This window comes from Streptacidiphilus pinicola, assembly GCF_003258295.1.
GTDB classification, from domain to species: domain Bacteria; phylum Actinomycetota; class Actinomycetes; order Streptomycetales; family Streptomycetaceae; genus Streptacidiphilus; species Streptacidiphilus pinicola.
The window spans coordinates 1-18967 of sequence record NZ_QKYN01000110.1; the positions used below are offsets into that span (position 1 = coordinate 1).

18 protein-coding genes are annotated in these 18967 nt (G+C 72.3%); 10 read left to right on the forward strand and 8 right to left on the reverse strand.

What is annotated here, in order from left to right; all coding sequences use genetic code 11:
- Positions 1 to 76 precede the first annotated feature (76 nt).
- Genes DN069_RS26220 through DN069_RS26230 form a run of 3 tightly spaced genes read left to right on the forward strand, consistent with a single transcriptional unit; the run spans position 77 to position 3785 of the window.
- Positions 77 to 1006 carry an urease accessory protein UreD gene (locus tag DN069_RS26220; RefSeq protein WP_111505060.1) on the forward strand — a complete coding sequence of 310 codons (930 nt, stop codon included), beginning with the start codon at positions 77 to 79 and terminating at the stop codon, positions 1004 to 1006.
- A gap of 20 nt (positions 1007 to 1026) precedes the next feature.
- Positions 1027 to 2439 carry an ammonium transporter gene (locus DN069_RS26225; protein ID WP_111504924.1) on the forward strand — a complete coding sequence of 471 codons (1413 nt, stop codon included), beginning with the start codon at positions 1027 to 1029 and terminating at the stop codon, positions 2437 to 2439.
- Positions 2439 to 3785 (forward strand): ammonium transporter, encoded by a 1347-nt coding sequence (locus DN069_RS26230; RefSeq protein ID WP_111504926.1) that lies wholly within the window; start codon positions 2439 to 2441, stop codon positions 3783 to 3785. Before DN069_RS26225 ends, DN069_RS26230 begins: the two co-directional genes overlap by 1 nt.
- An 85-nt stretch (positions 3786 to 3870) precedes the next feature.
- Here DN069_RS26230 and DN069_RS26235 read toward each other — a convergent pair whose 3' ends face one another.
- The 3 genes from DN069_RS26235 to DN069_RS26245 all read right to left on the reverse strand — a co-directional run bounded on the left by DN069_RS26235 (position 3871) and on the right by DN069_RS26245 (position 6295).
- On the reverse strand, positions 3871 to 4410 hold the full coding sequence (locus DN069_RS26235; protein ID WP_243639741.1) for a hypothetical protein: 540 nt from the start codon (positions 4408 to 4410) through the stop codon (positions 3871 to 3873).
- 384 nt (positions 4411 to 4794) lie between these two features.
- Positions 4795 to 5373 (reverse strand): hypothetical protein, encoded by a 579-nt coding sequence (locus DN069_RS26240; protein WP_111504930.1) that lies wholly within the window; start codon positions 5371 to 5373, stop codon positions 4795 to 4797.
- Between the two features lie 43 nt (positions 5374 to 5416).
- The gene (locus DN069_RS26245; protein ID WP_111504932.1) at positions 5417 to 6295 is read right to left on the reverse strand and encodes a LamG domain-containing protein; all 879 of its coding nucleotides are present in this window, start codon (positions 6293 to 6295) and stop codon (positions 5417 to 5419) included.
- A 239-nt stretch (positions 6296 to 6534) separates the two neighbouring features.
- Here DN069_RS26245 and DN069_RS26250 point away from each other — a divergent pair, with 239 nt between their 5' ends.
- The gene (locus DN069_RS26250; RefSeq protein WP_111504934.1) at positions 6535 to 7551 is read left to right on the forward strand and encodes a LacI family DNA-binding transcriptional regulator; all 1017 of its coding nucleotides are present in this window, start codon (positions 6535 to 6537) and stop codon (positions 7549 to 7551) included.
- Between the two features lie 6 nt (positions 7552 to 7557).
- On the opposite strand, the gene DN069_RS26255 is transcribed toward DN069_RS26250, so the two are convergent.
- Positions 7558 to 9072: an aromatic amino acid ammonia-lyase gene (locus DN069_RS26255; RefSeq protein WP_111504936.1), complete on the reverse strand. Its 1515-nt coding sequence runs from the start codon at positions 9070 to 9072 to the stop codon at positions 7558 to 7560.
- Complete coding sequence (locus DN069_RS26260; RefSeq protein WP_111504938.1) at positions 9072 to 10412, reverse strand: MFS transporter; 1341 nt, start codon at positions 10410 to 10412, stop codon at positions 9072 to 9074. Before DN069_RS26260 ends, DN069_RS26255 begins: the two co-directional genes overlap by 1 nt.
- 216 nt (positions 10413 to 10628) lie before the next feature.
- On the opposite strand from DN069_RS26260, the gene DN069_RS26265 reads away from it, so the two are divergent.
- Positions 10629 to 11279 carry a MarC family protein gene (locus tag DN069_RS26265; protein ID WP_111504940.1) on the forward strand — a complete coding sequence of 217 codons (651 nt, stop codon included), beginning with the start codon at positions 10629 to 10631 and terminating at the stop codon, positions 11277 to 11279.
- A gap of 26 nt (positions 11280 to 11305) precedes the next feature.
- Here DN069_RS26265 and DN069_RS26270 read toward each other — a convergent pair whose 3' ends face one another.
- Complete coding sequence (locus DN069_RS26270; RefSeq protein WP_111504942.1) at positions 11306 to 11953, reverse strand: TetR/AcrR family transcriptional regulator; 648 nt, start codon at positions 11951 to 11953, stop codon at positions 11306 to 11308.
- Positions 11954 to 12029: 76 nt separating this feature from the next.
- On the opposite strand from DN069_RS26270, the gene DN069_RS26275 reads away from it, so the two are divergent.
- Positions 12030 to 13091, forward strand: a complete 1062-nt coding sequence (locus DN069_RS26275; protein WP_111504944.1) for an oxygenase MpaB family protein — start codon at positions 12030 to 12032, stop codon at positions 13089 to 13091.
- 16 nt (positions 13092 to 13107) lie between these two features.
- Here the strand turns inward: DN069_RS26275 and DN069_RS26280 are convergent, their stop codons facing one another.
- Both DN069_RS26280 and DN069_RS26285 read right to left on the reverse strand, forming a co-directional pair.
- Positions 13108 to 13464: a DoxX family protein gene (locus DN069_RS26280; RefSeq protein WP_111504946.1), complete on the reverse strand. Its 357-nt coding sequence runs from the start codon at positions 13462 to 13464 to the stop codon at positions 13108 to 13110.
- Positions 13461 to 14081: a TetR/AcrR family transcriptional regulator gene (locus DN069_RS26285; protein ID WP_111504948.1), complete on the reverse strand. Its 621-nt coding sequence runs from the start codon at positions 14079 to 14081 to the stop codon at positions 13461 to 13463. Before DN069_RS26285 ends, DN069_RS26280 begins: the two co-directional genes overlap by 4 nt.
- 165 nt (positions 14082 to 14246) lie before the next feature.
- Here DN069_RS26285 and DN069_RS26290 point away from each other — a divergent pair, with 165 nt between their 5' ends.
- The 4 genes from DN069_RS26290 to DN069_RS26305 all read left to right on the forward strand — a co-directional run bounded on the left by DN069_RS26290 (position 14247) and on the right by DN069_RS26305 (position 18956).
- Positions 14247 to 15647, forward strand: coding sequence for a hypothetical protein (locus DN069_RS26290; RefSeq protein WP_111504950.1), 1401 nt, complete (start codon positions 14247 to 14249; stop codon positions 15645 to 15647).
- Positions 15648 to 15698: 51 nt separating this feature from the next.
- Positions 15699 to 16937, forward strand: coding sequence for an AAA family ATPase (locus DN069_RS26295; RefSeq protein ID WP_111504952.1), 1239 nt, complete (start codon positions 15699 to 15701; stop codon positions 16935 to 16937).
- A complete protein-coding gene (locus DN069_RS26300) occupies positions 16934 to 18181 on the forward strand; it encodes a vWA domain-containing protein (RefSeq protein WP_111504954.1) in 1248 nt (415 codons plus the stop codon). The genes DN069_RS26295 and DN069_RS26300 overlap by 4 nt, the downstream gene beginning before the upstream one ends.
- A 136-nt stretch (positions 18182 to 18317) precedes the next feature.
- The gene (locus DN069_RS26305) at positions 18318 to 18956 is read left to right on the forward strand and encodes a hemerythrin domain-containing protein (protein WP_111504956.1); all 639 of its coding nucleotides are present in this window, start codon (positions 18318 to 18320) and stop codon (positions 18954 to 18956) included.
- The last annotated feature ends 11 nt before the right edge of the window (positions 18957 to 18967 follow it).

The window sequence follows — 18967 nt, forward strand, 5'->3', positions numbered from 1 at the left end:
GGCCGCCCGCCCGGCAGCTGCCGGCCCGGCCGCCCGCCCGGCTGCTGCCGGCCCGGCCGCGCGCCCGGACCGGCTCGTGCCCGCGCACTACGAGCCGTCCCGCGTCCCCGCCGAGGTGCGGCGGTTCGCGGGACGGCCGAAGGCGCTGGGCGTCGGCAGGCCCGGGAAGATCGGTCTGCTGGAGCTGGGCTTCGAACGCATCGGGCCCCGCACCGAGTTGGTCACCCACTACCAGAAGTCGCCGCTGCAGATCATGCGGCCGCTGTACTTCGACCCGGCACGCCCCGACCTCGCGGTCGCGCTGCTGATGTCCACCGGCGGCGGTGTCGTCCAGGCCGACCGGCTCCGGATGGACCTGCACTGCGGCGCCGGCACGGCCGTCCACCTGACCACCCAGGCCGCCACCCGGATCCACCGGATGGACACGGACTACGCCACCGCGCAGGTCTTCCTCCACGCCGGGGAGGACTCCTACGTCGAGTACCTGCCGGACACGACCATCCCCTACCGCGACTCGCGCTTCTACCAGCGGACCGTGATCACCGCCGACCCGTCGGCCACCGTGCTCGCGGGGGAGACCGTGATGGCCGGCCGGCTGGCCCACGGCGAGCGCAACGCCTACCAGGTGTTCGCCTCGGACCTGGAGATCCGGCGCCCCGACCGCCGGCTCCTCGCCCTGGACACCGTCCGGCTGACGCCCGGCCGGAGCGGCGGCGGCGTCACCGGCCCGGCCGTGCTGGCCGGGCACGACCTGGTGTCCACCTTCTACGCCGTCACCCCGCTGGCCCCCGCCGCCGAGGTCGCCGACGCGCTGCACACCGCGCTGCGTGCCTTCGACGGCCGGGGGCTGCTCTTCGGGGTGAGCGTGCTGCCGGACGAGTGCGGAGCCTGGCTCCGCGTCCTCGGCGGCGATTCACCCACCGTCGGCGCGGCGCTCCGGCACGCCTGGGACGCCGTCCGCCGACTGTTGACCGGCGCGCCCGCGCCGGTCCTGCGCAAGTCCTGATCCCCGACGGAGAGACTCGGATGCCCTCCCACCTCGATACGGGTAACACCGCGTGGCTCATGGCGAGTACCGCCATGGTCCTGTTGATGACCCCCGGCCTCGCCTTCTTCTACGGCGGCATGGTCAAGACCAAACACGTGCTGGTCATGCTCAAGATGAGCTTCGTCTGCCTGGCCCTGGTCACGCTGCTGTGGCTGGCCATCGGCTACAGCCTCGCGTTCGGCAAGGACGTGAACGGCTGGGGCCTGATCGGCACCCCGGCCCACTGGATGATGCACGACGTCGGTATGACCAGCCTGACCGGCAACATCCCGACCGTCATCTTCTCCGCCTTCCAGATGGCCTTCGCCATCATCACCGTCGCCCTGATCAGCGGCTCGATCGCGGGCCGCGCCACCATGCGCGGCTGGCTCTGGTTCGTCGTCGCCTGGACCCTCTTCGTCTACGTGCCGATGGCCCACTGGGTCTTCGCGCCCGACGGCTGGATCGTCGCGCACCTGGGCGCGCGTGACTTCGCCGGTGGTATGCCGGTGGAGATCAACTCCGGCGCGGCCGGTCTCGCGGTCGCCATCGTGGTCCGCAAGCGCAAGGACTTCGAGCGCGAGACGATCCGTCCGCACAACCTGCCGCTGGTCGTCATCGGCCTGGCGCTGCTGTGGTTCGGCTGGTTCGGCTTCAACGCGGGCTCCGCGCTGGAGACCGGCGGCACGGCGCCGATGGCCTTCCTCAACACCCAGCTCGCCGCCTGCGGCGCGATGGTGGGCTGGCCGCTGATCGAGAAATGGCGTCTGGGCCACGTCGAGATGCTGGGCGTCGCCTCGGCGGCCGTGGCCGGCATGGTCGCGATCACCCCCGCCTGCGGTGAGGTCTCCCCGACCGGCGCCCTGCTGATCGGCTTCGTCGCGGGCGTGGTCTGCGCCTTCGCGATCAACCTCAAGTTCAAGCTGCGCTACGACGACACCCTCGACGTGGTCGGCGTGCACGGCTGGGGCGGTGTCGTCGGCGTGCTGGGCATCGGCCTGTTCGCCACCTTCCAGATGAGCGGCAAGAAGGGCCTGTTCTACGGCGGCGGCGTGGACCTGCTGTGGCGTCAGGCCGTCGGCGTGGTCGTCTGTGCGGCCTTCTCCTTCGGCGTGACCTGGCTGATCGCCAAGGCGATCGAGAAGACCGTCGGCTTCCGTGCCGCGGAGGAGTACGAGCACGTCCCCGGCGCGGAGGAGGAGCAGGCTTACGACGACGAGACGATCGCCGAGATCCGCGAGCGCCTGATCCAGGCCCGCGTGGCCGTCCCGGTCGCGGTCGCCGCGACAGGCGCGGGCGAGGCCGAGGGCCGGGCCGCGGCCGCTGCGACGGGCGGCCTCGGCGTCGGCGTCGACGCTGAACTGCTGGCGGAGCTCCGGCGGTTGCTGGAGCTGCGGGAGCAGGAGAAGTGATGCCGCAGCTCTTCGACTCGGGCAACTCCGCCTGGCTGATCATGGCGGCGGCGATGGTGCTGCTCATGGCACCCGGCCTCGCCTTCTTCTACGGCGGCATGGTGAAGACCAGTCAGGTCATCGCCATGCTCAAGATGTGCTTCGGCTGCGTGGTGCTGGTCAGCATCCTCTGGTTCGCCGTCGGCTACTCCCTCGCCTTCGGCAAGGACGCCGGCGGGCTCGGCGTGATCGGCTCCTTCGACCACGTCTTCATGACCGGCGTCGGCCTCGACAGTCGCACCGGATCCGTCCCGACGGTGACCTTCTCCGTCTTCCACATGTCCTTCGCCATCGTCACGGTCGCCCTGATCAGCGGCTCGGTGGCGGGGCGCGCGAAGATGCGGGGCTGGCTGGTCTTCGCCTCCGCCTGGACGCTGCTGGTCTACGTGCCGATGGCGCACTGGGTCTTCTCGCCCGACGGCTGGGTGGCCAAGCAGCTGGGCGCGGTCGACTTCTCCGGCGGCACCGTGGTCGAACTCGCCTCCGGCGCGGCCGGCCTGGCCCTGGCGGCGGTCGCCGGCCGGCGCAAGGACTTCGAGCGCCAGCCGATCCGCCCGCACAACCTGCCGCTCGTCGTGGTCGGGCTGTCGCTGCTCTGGTTCGGCTGGTTCGGGTTCAACACCGGCTCGTCGCTCGGCGTGCCGGGCGCGGCGCCGATGGCCTTCGTCAACACCCAGTTCGCCGCCGGAGCGGCCATGGCGGGCTGGGCGGTGACCAGTTGGTGGCGCACCCGGCAGGTGGGCCTGCTCGACATCAGCATGGGCGCCGTCACCGGCATGGTCGCGATGACCCCGGCCGCCGGCGACCTCACCCCGCTGTGGGCCTCGGTGATCGGCTTCCTGGCCGGTCTGACCTGCGCCTTCGCCATCAGTTGGAAGTACCGCTTCGGGGTGGACGACACCCTCGACGTGGTCGGCATCCACGGCTGGGGCGGCCTGTTCGGCATGGTGATGGCCGGACTCGCGGCCACGGGGCTGATGACGGGCAAGAAGGGCCTCTTCTACGGCGGCGGCTGGGGCCTGCTGGGCAAGCAGCTGGTCGCCGTGCTGATGATCGGTCTGTTCTCCTTCGCCATGACCGCGTTGATCGGAAAGGTCGTCGACCTCACCGTTGGCCTGCGCCAGTCGCACGCGGCCGAGGAGCACGAGCAGGTCTACCAGAACGAGTGGGACGCCCAGTTCAAGGTGATCGCCGACGCTCTGCGCGGCAGCGGCATCGACGAGGGCCGCAAACCGGAGGACCCGAGCGCGCTGCTGGAGCAGGTCCGCAAGATCCTCGCGGCCGACTCCGAGCGACTGCGCGACTGAGCCGGCGCCCGGTCGGACGGCATCTGCGTCAAGGAATGCCGTCCGGCCGGGCCCGGGGCCGGTCAGTGCCCCGCCAGGGCGGCGGTCAGTGCCCGGACGCCAGCTTGATCACGACCACGACCGCGCCCACGCCGAGGTCCAGCAGTCCGACGACCACGGCCGCCAACCGGCTCGCGCCCATGCGCAGACCGCCCGCGCAGCCCCAGACGAACAGTGCGGCGGCCCCGAGCCAGGTGGAGGTGTAGAGCGCGGCGGTCAGGGACAGAGCTCCCAGGGCCGACAGCCCGATGAGCAGGAGCGGAGTCAGCGCGCAGCCGAGCAGCGGACCGCTGACGTAGAGCAGCCGGCGCAGCTCCGCGCCCCGCGCCAGCGCGCCGTAGACGACGTTGTGTGCCTGCTGGTCGGCGATGACGGTCGCCAGCCACAGCCCCAGCGCCGTGGCCGTGACGGCGAGAGCGGCCGAGCCGTGCGACAGGTGTTCGGCCCGGGTGAGTCCGAGGGTGACCGCCATGACGGTCAGGGTGGCGTAGAGCTGCTCTTTCAGGTTCTCGGCCACCATCGCCGGTGGCTTCGTGCCACGCCCGGTCGCGTCCGCCCGCTCCGCCGGCCGACTTTCTTCGGTCATAACCCCCAAGCTAGGTGTTTTCCCGTCAGATCAGGCCTCCCCGCGGCGCACACGCCGAGAAAGATCGCCGCGCTCTCGAGTGTCGCTCCAGGCTCCCGGGGAAAGATCCTCCTCTACCGGATCGGCCGGCGACCGAGGAGGAGATCGACATGGCGGGCATCAAGCAGATCAAGCGAACCGCGGCGCCGCGCCGCCCCCAGCCTCCGCTCGACCTGCGCACGCCGTCAGGTCGCCCGCTGCCGTACTGAGCCCTCGCCCGGCCGGGACCCGACCTCGGTCGGGCGAAGAGCAGCGGGGTGGGGAAGGCCGGCGGCAGGAGCGGCGCCTCGGCCTGGACCGGCTCTTGCCCGGACACGGCGGTTCCTCTCGGTTCGCCCCGACGGGTCACGCCTGCGTGAGCCGGAGGTAGGTGTCGGTGGTGCGGACACCCGTGAGCGGCGAGCCCGCCGCGCAGCCGCCCGTCACGCTGGTCACCGCGTTCGCCGAGAGGCCGGCCACGGTCACGGCCGCTCCCCGGAACAGCCCCGACGTGACCGTTCCGGCGAACACGACGCTCCCCATGTCCACCTGATGCGCCGCCCAGGAGACCCGGGAGGTTCCGGCGGTGTCTCCGTCGGCCTTGTTCCAGCTGATCGCCATGGTGCCGGTCAGGTCGAGCGTGGTCAGCGCCGGATCGGCGAGACAGGTGGCCTTGCCCGATCCGATCAGCGTGGCCTGGGCGTCCACGATGCCGTCCGGCGCACCCGTGCAGCCGGGGCCGGTGCTCAGTCCTGGTCGTGACAGACCCCCGCTGACGCTCTGGGCGAGGGACGCTGTCTGTACGCCGGGGCTGAAGTCCTCCGCGGAGCTGACGGTGCAGGACACGAGTGGCTGGGCCGAGGCGTGCAACGGAGCGGCCAGCGCGAGTGCGGGCGGCGACACGACTGCCAGGGCTGAGACGAGGCCGACGAGGCCGCGGCGCATGATGTTCTCCTTCGGACGGTGATCGGCGTGAACCAGGGGAGTGTCAGGGCGTCACCGGCCCTACGGGCCGTGCCATCGGGCGGTAGACCCGTACGCCGGCGATCTGGGTGGTGATGGGCGTCAGGGTCTTCGGCGCGCGACCCGGCTGGTCGGAGACGCTGAGGTTCACGATCAGATAGGCCTGCCAGTCGACCGGCACGCCCTTGTGATCGCTGAAGACGGCCTTCATGTCCTGCAACGTGTCGCCCAGGTACCAGGTGACGGTGTCCGTGCCGAGCCGGGCGCCGACATAGACCCATTTGCCGAAGCCGAGGAGCTTGTTCCGGACCAGGGCGCCGACGTCGCCGTCCACATGGTTGACGAACTCCGCGACACCGGGTTCCTCGCTGTGCCACTCCAGGATGTCTACCTCGTTGTCGCCGTCCTTCCACGTCCACACGCCGGGCCAGGCGGCGTGGCCCCCGCCGTCGGTCCGGTTGGGCAGACGCAGATGAACCAGCACGAAGTCGTCGGGCTGCACCATGAACCCGTTTCCTCCGCAGGGGCCGCCGTCCCAGGGCTCGGTCGTGAGCAGACCCGTGGCCCACTGACCGAGCGGCGAGCGGGTGAGCGGTCGGGCGCGGAACAGCACACCCCCGCCCTTGACGATCGACATCGACGACGTCGTGATCTTGTCCAGCTTCGAGTTTCCGGGGTTGGTCTGCCCGTCCGGATAGGCGGACGTGCGCGGGCACCACACGGCGCCGGGCCTGCCCCAGTCCGCCTTCTTGAACAGATCGCTGAAGACCACAGGCGCCTGCGGCGGAACGGCCTGAGCGGCCGTTGCCTGCTGGGGCGTCACCAGTGGGATCGCCAGGAGCGGGAGGAGCGCGGAGAGCAGTGCGCCGGGGAGCGGACCGTACTGGGGCCAGGACACCGTCATGTCCCAAAGAAACTCCCGCCCCGCCTGACGCGCACCCCCACAGAGCCGTTCGGGACCGCGGTGAACCACGAACGTTCACGTCGGATTCGCCGCCGCGCCCGCCCAGTGGGCCGAGGGGGCGTATTCTCGAAGCAGAGGCCGTCGCTGTCCCCCCGTCAGCGGCGGCCTCCCGTGCGCGCGGGTGGGACGGGACGCGGGGAGGTCCGTCGGGCCGGACCGCGACCTCATAAGCTGTTCGCGTGCCCAATCGTCAGCGACGCGTCACCTTGCGCGACATCGCGGAGGACACCGGTCTGTCCTCCGCCGCGGTCTCCTACGCCCTGCGCGGCCTGCACGTGCCACCGGAGACCCAGCAGCGGGTGCGCGAGGCGGCGGACCGCCTCGGCTACCGCGTCGACCCGATCGCCAGGGCGCTGGCCTCCGGCCGCACCGACACCGTCGGGGTGCTGTGCGAGTCGCTGGCCGACGTCTGGCAGCAGGGGCTGGCGGCCGCGCTGGGCCGCAGGCTGCTGGCCACCGGCCGGCACGCGCTGATCGTCGACTCCTCCAACGATCCGCGGCTCGAGGTCCAGCTGGCCGCGCACCTGGCGGCGCAGCGGGTGGACGCGCTGATCGTGCTGCCCGTCGACCCGGCCGCAGCGCATTGGCGTCAGATCGCCCAGCAGACCGTGCTGATCTCCATCGGCGACAGCCTCCCCGGGGCGACCACGGCAGCCGAGGTCGTCTTCGACAACGACCTCGGGGTGACCGACGCGCTCGGTCGGCTCGCCTCGGCCGGGCACCGCACGATCGCGGTCGTGACGCCCGGCCTGCCCGGGACCCCGGACCGGCCGGCCGAGGGGGTGGTCCGCCGGGTGGCGGGCACGCTGGGGTTGGCGGTGACCGTGCACACCTCGCCCTACGACCTGGAGGGCGCGACCGAGGTGGCCCGCACGGTGCTCACCGGCCCGGACCGCCCGACCGCCTTCCTGTGCCTGGGCGACTCGATGGCCTACGGCGTCTACGCCGCCGCGCAGGACCTCGGCCTGACCGTGCCGGACGACGTGTCCGTGCTCGGCTACGACGACCAGCCCCTGTCGCGGTTGCTGACCCCCCCGCTGAGCAGCTACCGCTGGCCGGTGGACGAGCTGCTGGACCTCGTCGTCGAGCGCACCGTGAAGGCCGTCGAGGAGGGCAAGCGCAGCCGGCGCAAGGTGCTGGCGCCGGTGGTGCAGCTGCGCGGCTCGATCGCCGGGCCCCCCGACCCGGCGCCCTGACCCGCGTCACCGAGGCTGGACGGGTACGCCGGGCGTGACGGGCGGAGTGGCGTCCGGCAGGCCCAGATCGACGGAGCGCAGCAGCGCCGCCGCCGAGTGGACGTCCTCGGTCAGCTTGTGGTCGGCGAGGTCGGGGTCGAGGACGGCCGCGGCCGCGTGGTGGAACTGGGACAGCTCGCCGTCGCCCGGCGCGGTGCGCTCCTGCATGCGCAGAGCCCGTACGGCCGCCACGAGTTCGCAGGCCAGAATCAGGCGGAAGTGGTCCACCGCCTCCGTCAGACGGCGCGCGGCCGTGGCGGCGAAGCTGGCGTGTTCCTCGACTCCCCGGGAGATCACCGTATGACCGAGCGTCACCGGCTGCGCGGTGCCCCGCAGTTCGGCGAAGGCGCTGTGCGCGGCGTACTCGGTGATCATCAGGCCGCTGCTGCCGTTCTCCGCCTCCGCCAGGAACGGAGGCAGGCCGGTGAAGGCCGGTTCGTTGAGCGCGCCCTGCCGGGCGGTGGTGAGTTGCGCGGTGCCCAGCAGACCCAGCCGCATCTGGTCCAACGCCAGGGCCAGGGACGCCTGGTGGAAACCCCCGTGGTGGTAGTAGTCGTCGCCGTCCAGGAGCGGGTTCTCCGCGCTGGCGTTGAGCTCCACCGTCAGCACGCGGTCGAGCGCGTTCCACGCGTCCAGCGCGGCGCCGTGCACCTGCGGCAGACAGCGGAACCCGAACGGGTCCTGGACCAGCGACGGGCTCCAGTCGGCGCAGGCCAACAGCCCCGACACGCGTCGGGAGACCTCCTGCGCGCCCGGGTGGGGCCGACGGGCGTGGACGGCCTCGGCAAACGGTTCCAAGGAGCCGCGGACGGCGGTGAGCGACAGGGCCGCGACGAGCGGCAGCCGGTCCAGCAGCGTACGGAGATCGGTGGCGGCGAGCGCGGCCTGACCGATCGTCAGAGCGCTGCTGGACAGCAGCGGCAGCGCGTCCCAGGAGTTCAGCACGAGCGGGCGGGGCGGCTCGCCGAGGCCGACGCCGGGCTGCCAGGGCTGCTCGCCGGCGAGGGTCAGGCCGAGCTCGGCCAGCGCGGTCAGGTCGGCGGTGCCCAGCGAGCCGAGCGCGTGGACCTCGGGGACGTGGCCGCTGGTCAGCGCCTGGGCGAGCGCGTCGACGACGGCTCCGTCGATGGCGGACCCCGCACCCAGGAGCTGGTTGAGGCGCACCGCCAGCATGGCTCGGCTCTGCTCGACCGGGACGAGCGGACCGATGCCGCCGGCATGGCTGCGCAGCAGCCGCAGCCCGAACGCGCGGGTGGCCTCCTCGTCCAGTGCGGTGGTGCGGTTGGCGCCGACGCCGGTGGAGTGACCGTAGACGGGCCGCCGCGCGGTGGCCCGGACCGCCGCCGACCGGGCCGCGGTCACCCGCGCCCTGGCCTGCGGGTCCAGGTGGACCGGGAGCAGGGTGCGAGCCAGGGCGGTCACCTGATCCGCCGTCAGGGACGCGCCGTCGAAGCAGACGGCGTCGGGGTGCGGGGCGGTCATCAGTGGTGGAGGCCTTCCGTGGTCACCAGGTTCTTGGTCTCGGGGGCCCAGGCGATGCTGACCACGGTGCCGAGCAGGAGCACCCCGGCGAGCCAGGCCATCGACCAGCCGGCCCCGAGCTGGTCCAGGCTGATCGGCAGGACGAAGGTGCCGACCGCCGACGCGACCCTGCTCGCGCCGTTGAGGAAGCCGACCCCGGCGCCGCGCAGCGCCGTCGGGAAGAGCTCGGGCGGGTAGACCTGCGTGATGTTGGACGCGGCCGACATCACGAACGTGTAGAGGACGAACGGCACCATCAGCACGAGGCCGGAGGCGTTGCTCAGTCCGGCCATCGCCGCCAGGCACACCGTCAGGATCGCGAAGGTCCAGATCGTGAAGGGCCGGCGCCCCATGCGCTGCACCGGCCACAGCCCGACCACGCCGCCGAGCAGCAGGAACAGGTTGAGGACCGTGTTCTGCGTGTTCGCGTCCGAGACGTGCAGCGAGGCGAGGATCGTCGACATGAAGGTGTAGATCGCGAAGTACGGCAGGACCTGGGCGCTGTAGAAGATCGCGCCGAACCAGGTGTTGCGCCGTTGACCGCGGGCGAACAGCGCGGAGTAGCTCGGCGTGACCTGCGCCGCGGCGGGCTGCTCCGGCGTGCGGCCGGGGTCCGGTTGCTCGCCGAGGTAGCGGCGCCGGATCTCGTCCGCCTCGCCGCTCCGGCCCCGGCTCGCCAGCCAGCTCGGCGACTCGGGGGTGCCGATCCGCAGCACCAGGACGAGCGCCGCCGGGAGCGCGCCGCTGGCCAGCAGCAGGTGGGCGGAGGAGTCGGAGAGGGAGATGTAGGTGCCGAGGATGTTGGCCAGCACGTAGCCCACGGTCCACAGGACGGTGAGGGAGCCCAGCAGCAGGCCGCGCAGGCGGCGGGGGGAGAACTCGGCGAGGAGAGTGGGGCCCACGGCGTAGTCGGCTCCGAGTCCGAATCCGATCAGCAGGCGCAGCAGGAACAGGCTCCAGGGGCCGTGTGCCCACAGCTGGGCGGCGGAGGCGAGCGTGATCAGGACGAAGTTGTAGAGGTAGAGCTTCTGGCGGCCGATGGCGTCGGCGACCCGGCCGAGGATCACGCTGCCGAAGAAGAGCCCGATCAGGGCGGAGGAGCCGAGCAGGCCCTGCCAGACGCCGTTCAGGTGCATCGAGGTGGACAGCACGGGCAGGACGGCCCCGATCACCCCCAGCGCGTATCCGTCGGAGAAGTTCGCGCCGAAGGTCGTGGCGGTCACCCGCAGGTGGAACCGGGTGAGAGGTTCCTTGGGTCTGCCGGCGGTCGCGGCCCTGTGGACTGCTGCTTCGGTCGTCATGGAGCGCCTCCTGGCACAGGTGGGGGTGTGCGGAGCGGGCCGCTGACCGCCGTCCCGTGGCTGCCCGCGACCTCGTGAGCGCGACTGCCGGAGGGGCCGGCAGAATGGTGATGCGCTTCACTGATGCGCTTCAGTGAAGCGGTTAAACGGAAAGGGGTCAAGACCCCGACCGCGCCGTTCCGCCGCGTCCCGGCCGGGGTACGGGATCATCGGCCCATGTCTTCGATCACCGGGCCGATCAATGTGACCAGCACCTTCGTCACGTTCTTCGCGGTCGTGGGGCCGCCGAAGGTCATGCTGACCTTCGCCCACGTCGCGCGGGAGCGCACCGTGCCGGAGGCGCGCCGCGTGGCGCTGGTCGCCTCGGCGGCCTCAGCGGTGCTGGGAGCGCTCTGCGCGTGGACCGCGCCCTACGTGACGGAGTTCTTCCACATCAGCCCGGAGTCACTGGAGTTGGCGGGCGGGATCATCTTCTTCCTCTACGCGGTCGGGCTGGTGATCGGCATGCACCTGGGCGCCGACACGGAGGAGGCGGCGGACGAGATGCACCCGCTGGTCTCCGGCTTCCGTCAGCTGCTGCTCCCGTACGTGGTCAGCCCGCTCGCCGTGACCGCGGTCCTGGTGGAGTCCCTCAGCCGGGAGGGCTGGGGCTGGCGTTCCAGTGTCGTGGCGTCCTTCGTCGCCGTGGCGGCGATCGACGCGGTCTGCATGGTCGCGACGACCGGGCTGCTCCGCAAGGTGCACACGACCACCCTCGAGATGTGCTCCCGCCTGCTGGGCCTGCTCCTCGCGGCGGTCGGCGTGGAGCTGTTCCTCACCGGGCTGGACCGCGCGATCAGCGGCTGGGACCGGCTCAGCCAGCACTGAACGGCGCGTGCGCCGTCGCCGCGCTGTCACCGCGGCGGCAGCGCGAGGCGGAGCAGCAGGCGCACCTGGTCGACCAGGTGCGCCGGGTCGAAGGTCTCGGGATCGGTGAGCGCCAGCCGGCCGAAGTGTTCCGCGCAGGCGACGAGCGCGTGGGCGAGGACCTGCGGGTCGAGGCCGGTGACGCCGCGGCCGGCCAGGGCGACGGAGATCCACTCGGCGACGTGGTCGCGGAACCGGGCCCGGTCCGCCTCGATCCGCTCCAGGACGATCGGCGGCATGGCGCCGGGGGGCAGCAGGATCAGCCGCCAGGTGTCCGGGTCGGCGCGGAGCATGGCCGACATCCGGCGTACCGTCGCGGCGGCGAACTCGGCAGGATCGCGCAGCTCGGCCCCGTCTGCGAGCGTCTCCATCAACTGGCCGTAAGCGCGCGCCTGTTGGCGGTCCAGTAGGGCGCCGAGCAGGGCGCCGAGGTTCTCGAAGGCGCCGTAGACGACCGACCGGGCGACGTCGGCCCGCTTCGCGACGGCGTCGATGGAGACCCGGTCGAAGCCGTCGTCCACGATCACGGCCAGGGCCGCGTCCAGGAGCTGCTCGCGTCGTTCCTCGATCGGGACGCGCGGGGCGTAGGGACGCCGCTGGCGCGGCCGGGCGTTCGATGAGGAAGTCGCGGACACCTTGGCAGTTTACGACAGACGTGTCTTAATTTACGACAGCAGTGTCGTATTCATGGGTGGCACGAGGAGCGGCAGCATGGCCAGATCGCAGCGCGGCGAGATCCAACCGCACGAGGACTACGGCTTCTTCGGTCCCGGCTCGGTGGTGTGGAAGGTCTGGAGCTACCCGACCTCGCTGACGGTGGGCTTCCAGCGCGCCGTGGTCGTCGAGGAGCTCGACCCGCCGCTGGTGGCCGCCGTCCACGGGACCCAGGGCATCTACGAGCGGCCCCGCACCCGCTACGACCGGACCCTGCGCTACTTCGCGATGGTGGCCTTCGCCGGCACGCGGGAGGTGTGCAAGGCGGCGGACGTGCTGGTCAAGGTCCACTCCAAGGCGATCGGCCGGCTCCCCTACAGCGAGGGGACCTACGACGCCAACGACCCCGACTCGCAGCTGTGGATCCAGCTGACCGGCTGGCACTCGATCCTCTACGCCTACGAGCGCTACGGCCCGGGCAGGCTCACCGCCGCGGAGGAGGCGGAGTACTGGGAGGCCTGCGCGACCGCCGCCGAGCTGCAGACCTGTTCCCCCGCCGACGTCCCGCGCAGCCGCGAGGGCGTGCGGGCCTACTTCGAGCGGATGCGCCCGCAGCTGTCCGCCAGCCCCATCGCCCGTCAGGCGATGGAGCACCTGTTGCGGACCGAACTCGTGCTGCCGCCGACACCGCTGTGGGCGAAGCCGGCCAGCCTGGCCGTCGCCAAGGCACAGCGGATCGCCACGATCGCCACGATGCCGCGCTGGATGCGCGAGCTGGCCGGGATCCGGCAGTCCCGCCTGCTCGACGCGCTCATCGTGCCCGTCATGCGCGTCTCCTTCGCGGCCGTGCACCTCAGCCCCCGGCTGGAACTGCTGTTGCTGGGCCGGATCTCGCCCTCGACCGTTCCGGTCGTCGCCCCGATGAAGCTCGGCATGACGCCGCGTCACGAGGAGGTGCTGACGCCCGCCGAGGCGCGCGCCCGCCACGGCTACCCCAGGCCCGCCGAGGCCCACCTCGACCTCCGCGCCCGCCAGGCCGCCCGCGTCCTGGGTGAGGGAGAAGCCCCCAGCGACCTGGGGCTCATCGAGTCCCAGGAGTCGCTCGGACCGCTCTCCTGAGGCTGTGCGTAGTGGTTCACGCGTAGGAGACGAGCAGGACGGCGGCCGAAAGCGCCAGCATGCCCAGGCAGTTCAACCAGAACTCCGTCCTGAGGTAGCGCGCCCGCAAGTGCGCGTAGGCGGCGCACAGGAAGTAGGCGACCACGGCTGCGTTGACGGTCACGCCGACGCCGGCGTACCTGAGCCCGACCACGAGCCCGGCGGCGGCCAGCACCTTGATCACGACCAGCGTCCACCACCACTCGCGCGGGAACCCCACGCCGGTCAGGCACTGCTGGATGAAGGCGGGCGGGCGCACCGACATCACCGCGTCGGAGAGCAGCACCACCGCCAGTATCGCCGTGGGCCACCAGAGTTGCGGCGTGCTCGTCATTCCCGTTTCCCTTCCTGATCCTGCCGGACGACGAATCGGACGATCTCCTGCAACTGCGCAACCGCGGCCTGCTCGTCCAGCACGCCGTGAGAGGCCGTCATGAGCAGCCCGAGATAGGCGAAGTAGACGGCCTGCGCCCCGCGCCCCGCGTCGGCCGCACTCAGCCCGGCGCGTGACAGGACCGAGGTGAACTCGGTCAGCAGGGCGAGCGCGAGGTCCACGAAGACCTCCGACGTGTGCGACCCGCGCACGATGATCGCCGCGTACTCCCGGGACAGCTCCCGGTCGCTCTCGAAGTACGTGATGAACGGCGCGACCAGCGCCATGAGCTCCTGCACGGCCGCGGCGGGCGTGAGCGCCCCGTCGCTCTGCGCGAGCGCCCCGCCGCGCTCGCGGTGCACGGCGCCGATCCAGCCGTCGAAGATCGCGACAAGCAGTGCGTCCTTGTCGCCGACGGCCATCACGGTCCCGGTGCTCACCTCCGCGTCCGCCGCGATCTGCCGCACCGTCGTCGCCCCGAACCCCTGCTCCCGGAACAGCCGCTCGGCCGACGCCAGCACCTTCCTCCGCGTCCCCTCCCGCCGCTCCGCGCGAGACTGAACGTGTTCACTGAACATGTTCGGCAGACTAGGCCGCACCGGCCCGCGGACGCAAGACCCCCTCGCGTGCGCCCGAGAGCGGAAAATCGTTGGAGGGGGCGTCGTCGAGGCGCTAGCCTGCTGCGCGATGAAAACTCCTGCTGACGACAGAATGGGGGTCCCGTCCACGCAAGGTGAGTGCTGATGGCCACTCAACCTGCGTACGGGGACTTCCCGCCGCCCTCGCGGTGGCTCCAGCTGTGGCGGCGTGTGCGCGAGTTCGCCGTGCCGCCTTCGATGATCGAGACGGCCGGCGCCCGGCGTGCGGCCGGCGACTGGGGCGGCGCGTGTGCCGCGGCCCGTGTCGACGTCGACCTCAACCTCCGGACGGTGGCATCGCGTCATGGGAGCGACGTCGCGGCGCAGATCCGTGACGACCTGCGACATCTCGCGCCCGACCTGCTGCGGTGGCACATGCCGCGCATCGTTCCCGACGGCCTGCTCCGGCCCGGCCTGACGGTCGGTCTGGCGTGCTACGCGCGGCCCGACGCCGGGCCGCCGCTCCATCTGGTGGCCCGGACCTCACCCGGCTGGGCGGACGCGGGGCAGCGGTTCAGTCTGGCGATCTGGGACCCGACGCGTCCCTTGGCGGACGTCGGGCTGCATCCGCACCCGAGACCCGGCCGCCGGTTCCGCCTTGATCTGCATCGGCACCTGTGGGACGTCCGGCGGACCGATGAGCTGCGGGCTCGCAGCGGAGCGGAGCTTGCCGACCCGGAAGGCCCCGAGCGGTGGGCTGCGGAGGCGGCGATCCTGCTGCGGGCCGAGGCGGGTTCGTCGTGGAACGGCGCGCCTTTCGGGCCGCAGGACGGACCGCGCGACGCCCGTGGTCGCGTCGGTGTGCGGATCGGATCGCGCCGCCTGCTCGTCCTGGACACGGCCACCGGTTCGGGGACGCCGCCGGTCCTGTCCGCGTCGGCGCGTTCGCGGGAGGCCGGGCTTCCGTTGCTCCCGGACGCGTCGATCTGGACGCCACCCGATCTGGCGCTGCTGCGCGCCGGACTGGTCGACGCCGACGCGCTGCACCCGTTCGTGGCCTCGGCCCTGGCGCCGGGTCACAAGTCCGCGGGTCCCCGGGCCGGCGCCGAGAAGGCACCGGGGCAGCAGATCGTCGAGTGCCGTGGCTCCCGGCACCGGATCGCCGTGGTCGACGGCGTGCTGTCGCCGCTCGACCACGACCCCGACGAACTGCGTCGTGAGGAACTGCTGATCGCGCTCGGCGGCCCGCCCTTGCCCTGCCTGCGGACCATCGACCTCGTGCACCGCGGCCCGGACTGCCTCGACGACGTGCGCGGGCGCCTTGACCACGGCGACCTCGCAGGCGCGATCGACGTTGTGGAGGCTCTGCTCGGACCCGACGCGGTGCTGCGTGACGGCGCGCTGCGCGACGAACTCGCCGAAGCCGCTCTGCGCCGGATCGACCACGGGCTCTATCGGGCGGGCTTGATCGCCTCCCGGACCAAGAACGCGCCACGGCCACCGCGTCGCGACGTCCCCGCGCGCCGCTTCCTGCGTTCCCGGCCGCGCTACGGCATCGCCCGCTGACGAACCGCCGCGTCCGCGCATACCCCTTTCGACCAATCCAAAGGTGATCACATGGTCATGTCCGCCCCTGTCCCTTCCCCACTCGACGTAGCCGCCCAGCTGCTGACCCTGCTCACGGACAGCACCACGGAGCCCCGCCCCGACCAGCAACTTGAGGCGCTGACGCTCGCTGTCGCCGCGGACCTGCCCGTGCTGCTGTGGGGTGAGCCCGGCATCGGCAAGACCGCCGCGCTCACGCAGCTCGCCCAGGCGCTGGAACTGCCGTTGACCACCGTCATCGCCAGCGTCCATGAGCCGTCCGACTTCTCGGGGCTGCCTGTCGTCGGCGACGATCCCGCGCGGCAGGGCGTGCCCCTGGCCCCGCCCGACTGGGCGGTCCGCCTGGTGCGGGCCGGAAAGGGCCTGCTGTTCCTCGACGAGCTCTCCACGGCACCACCCGCGGTCCAGGCCGCGCTGCTCCGGCTGGTTCTGGAGCGGCGCATCGGTTCCCTGCAACTGCCGCCCGGGGTGCGGATCGTGGCGGCCGCCAACCCGCGCGCCTCGGCCGCCGACGGTTGGGAACTCAGCCCGCCGCTGGCCAACCGCTTCGTCCACCTGCAGTGGACGCACGACCACGAGGTCGTGGTCCGCGGACTGGGCGGGACCTGGCCGCGCGCCACGCTCCCGCGGCTCGACCCGGACCGGTTGCCGCAGGCGGTGGCCCTCGCGCGACGGGCGGTGTGCGGTCTGCTCTCCGTGCGGCCTGGACTGGTGCACCGACTGCCCGAGAACGAGACCGGCCGGGGCGGTGCCTGGCCCTCCCCGCGCAGCTGGGAGATGACGCTGCGGCTGATCGCCTTCGCGACTGCGGCCGGTTCATCCAGGGATGTGCTCTCCCTCCTGGTCCGGGGCACGGTCGGGGACGGCCCCGGACTGGAGCTGCTGGTGAGCATGGATCGGATGGACCTCCCCGACGCCGAGACGCTCCTCGCAGACCCCCACGCCGCTGTCCTGCCGGAACGAGGTGACCTGCGCCAGGCCGTGCTCGACGGCGTGGTCGCCGCGGTCCGTCGGCGTCCCGAGCCGGCGCGCTGGGACGCGGCGTGGACCCTGCTCGTCCGGGCCGTGGAAACCGGAGCGCCGGACCTGGTGGTCGTCCCGGCGACCACCCTCGCCTCCCTCCGGCGGGAGGGCTGGAACATTCCGCCGGCGATCGAGGCGCTGGCCGGCGCGGTCTCCCTCTCCCGCCGTGCGGACCGCGTGGCCGCCGCCGTGGCGAGCGGCGGGCCGAAGAGCGAGGCGGGCCGATGAGCGCGGGCCCGAGGCAGGGCGAGACGACACGGCTCCTCCTCGACCTCGACAAGCTCCTCGTCGCCAGGCTCTATGCGGCGCGTGTCCGGCCCTACCTGGCCACGGCGCTGTTCGCGTTGCAGGTGGTCGAGTCGAGGCGCACCCCCACGATGGCGGTCGACCGGCACTGGCGCTGCTACGCCTCGCCGGCCTTCGTGGCCCGGGCATCCGAGGCGGAGCTCGCGGCGGTCTGGGTGCACGAGGTCTCCCACCTGCTCCGCGACCATCACAGCCGCAGCGACCGGTATGCCCGTACCCACGGTCTGACCGGCCCCGCGGAGCGGCTGCGCATGAACATCGCCGCCGACTTCGAGATCAACGACGACGCGTTCGGCGACGGGCTGGTCCGCCCGGAGGGCGCCGTCGAGTCGGGTATGGCGCACCTCCCGGAGAACTGGCTGATGGAGGACTATCTGCCGCACCTGCGGCTCGGATCCTTCCCCAGGGACCTGGCCTGGCTCGACTGTGGCAGCGGAGCCGACGGCCTCGACCGCCCCTGGGACCTCGGCCCGGACGGGGCCCACGGGCTGAGCGAGCAGGAGCGCGACGCCGTGCGGTTCCGCGTGGCCCAGGGCATCACCGCCAGGCCGGGCAGGGTCCCGAGGAGCTGGCGCCGCTGGGCCGAGGAGGCGTTCCAACCGCCGCAGCCCTGGCGCGAGTTGCTCGGCGCGGCACTGCGGGCGTCGGCATCCGGCGGGGGAGCGGGCGGCGATTACAGCTTCGGACGACCTGCTCGCCGCGCCGCGAGCCTGCCCGGAATCATCCTGCCCAGCCTGCGCCGGACACCGCCGAGGGTCGCCGTCGTCATCGACACCTCGGGTTCCGTCAGCGACGCGGAACTCGGCGCCGCCCTGCGCGAGGTCGCCGCGATCTGCCGCGCGGTCGGCGGGCGCCGTGATCTCGTCACCGTCGTCCCCTGCGACGCCGCAGCCACCGTGGCGCACCCGCTGTGCAAGGCGGAGGGCATCCCGCTGATCGGAGGCGGCGGCACCGATTTGCGGGCTGGCTTCGACCGTGCGCTCCGGGCCCACCCCCGCCCCGACGTGGTCGTCGCGCTCACCGACGGCCAGACCCCGTGGCCGAGCCGCCGGCCCCCTTGCCGAACGGTGGTGGGCCTCTTCGGCCGGCCGCGGTACGACGAGGACTCCGATGCCCTGGTGGGTCCGCCACCGTCGTGGGCGCGGGTGGTCGAGATCCGGAACTGAGCGGGCCCGCCTCCGGCATCGCGTGCGCCCGAGAGCGGAATGGCGGAGTCTGGTGGGGAGCAGACGTGCGCCGGGAGACCGTTCTGGCGGAGGGGTCGCGCGGTGGCGTCGGGGCCGAGGAACGAGGGCGGATCCGATGACTGACACGCACTATCGGCTGGACTGGTCCGGCGCCATCGGATGGCGTGGTGGACATGTCGACGAGGGTGACCTGCTGGACCAGCTCGAGGCCGAGCACGAGAAGATCCGGTTGCTGTTCGGCGCCGTCCAGGGGATCCCGATCGGGGACCCGGACCGGAAGGCGCAGATGGACCAGGCCGTGCCGGTGATGGTGCGGCACGGGGTGATCGAGGAGGAGTGCCTCTACCCCCTGGTGCAGCGGCTCCCCGAGGACGCGGAGGGTGGACTCTCGCACGTCGGGCGGGACGACCACGCGCGGGCGGAGGCGGCGCTGCGGCTGCTCGGGCAGCTCAAGGCCGACGACCTGGTGTTCACGCGCGAGTTCGCGGTGCTGCAGGAGCACCTGACCGGACACATGTCGTGGGAGGAGGCACGGATCTTCCCGCTCGTCCGGGCGGCCGTGTCGCAGGCGGAGCTGGACGAGATGGGTGTGAAGGCGCGGGAGATCCGCCGGCGCGGCCGGACCACGCCGCAGGCGCCCGCCGGCACCAAGCCGCCGGAGGACCACTTCCGGCCAGGGGAGAAGAGTTTCCGCGAGCGGATGCACGACCGGTTCACCCCGGCGGGCGGCTGGGGCAGCCTGCGTCCGCACTGATCAGGAAGAGA

Excerpts from the sequence above, each read along its gene's own strand:
- DN069_RS26230 (WP_111504926.1), top strand. The coding sequence starts at position 2,439 with ATGCCGCAGCTCTTCGACTCGGGCAACTCCGCCTGGCTGATCATGGCG.
- DN069_RS26285 (WP_111504948.1), bottom strand. The coding sequence starts at position 14,081 with ATGTTCAGTGAACACGTTCAGTCTCGCGCGGAGCGGCGGGAGGGGACG.
- DN069_RS26265 (WP_111504940.1), top strand. The coding sequence starts at position 10,629 with ATGTCTTCGATCACCGGGCCGATCAATGTGACCAGCACCTTCGTCACG.
- DN069_RS26260 (WP_111504938.1), bottom strand. The coding sequence starts at position 10,412 with ATGACGACCGAAGCAGCAGTCCACAGGGCCGCGACCGCCGGCAGACCC.
- DN069_RS26225 (WP_111504924.1), top strand. The coding sequence starts at position 1,027 with ATGCCCTCCCACCTCGATACGGGTAACACCGCGTGGCTCATGGCGAGT.
- DN069_RS26245 (WP_111504932.1), bottom strand. The coding sequence starts at position 6,295 with ATGACGGTGTCCTGGCCCCAGTACGGTCCGCTCCCCGGCGCACTGCTC.
- DN069_RS26300 (WP_111504954.1), top strand. The coding sequence starts at position 16,934 with ATGAGCGCGGGCCCGAGGCAGGGCGAGACGACACGGCTCCTCCTCGAC.
- DN069_RS26295 (WP_111504952.1), top strand. The coding sequence starts at position 15,699 with ATGGTCATGTCCGCCCCTGTCCCTTCCCCACTCGACGTAGCCGCCCAG.
- DN069_RS26255 (WP_111504936.1), bottom strand. The coding sequence starts at position 9,072 with ATGACCGCCCCGCACCCCGACGCCGTCTGCTTCGACGGCGCGTCCCTG.
- DN069_RS26275 (WP_111504944.1), top strand. The coding sequence starts at position 12,030 with ATGGCCAGATCGCAGCGCGGCGAGATCCAACCGCACGAGGACTACGGC.
- DN069_RS26235 (WP_243639741.1), bottom strand. The coding sequence starts at position 4,410 with ATGACCGAAGAAAGTCGGCCGGCGGAGCGGGCGGACGCGACCGGGCGT.
- DN069_RS26305 (WP_111504956.1), top strand. The coding sequence starts at position 18,318 with ATGACTGACACGCACTATCGGCTGGACTGGTCCGGCGCCATCGGATGG.
- DN069_RS26290 (WP_111504950.1), top strand. The coding sequence starts at position 14,247 with ATGGCCACTCAACCTGCGTACGGGGACTTCCCGCCGCCCTCGCGGTGG.
- DN069_RS26240 (WP_111504930.1), bottom strand. The coding sequence starts at position 5,373 with ATGCGCCGCGGCCTCGTCGGCCTCGTCTCAGCCCTGGCAGTCGTGTCG.
- DN069_RS26280 (WP_111504946.1), bottom strand. The coding sequence starts at position 13,464 with ATGACGAGCACGCCGCAACTCTGGTGGCCCACGGCGATACTGGCGGTG.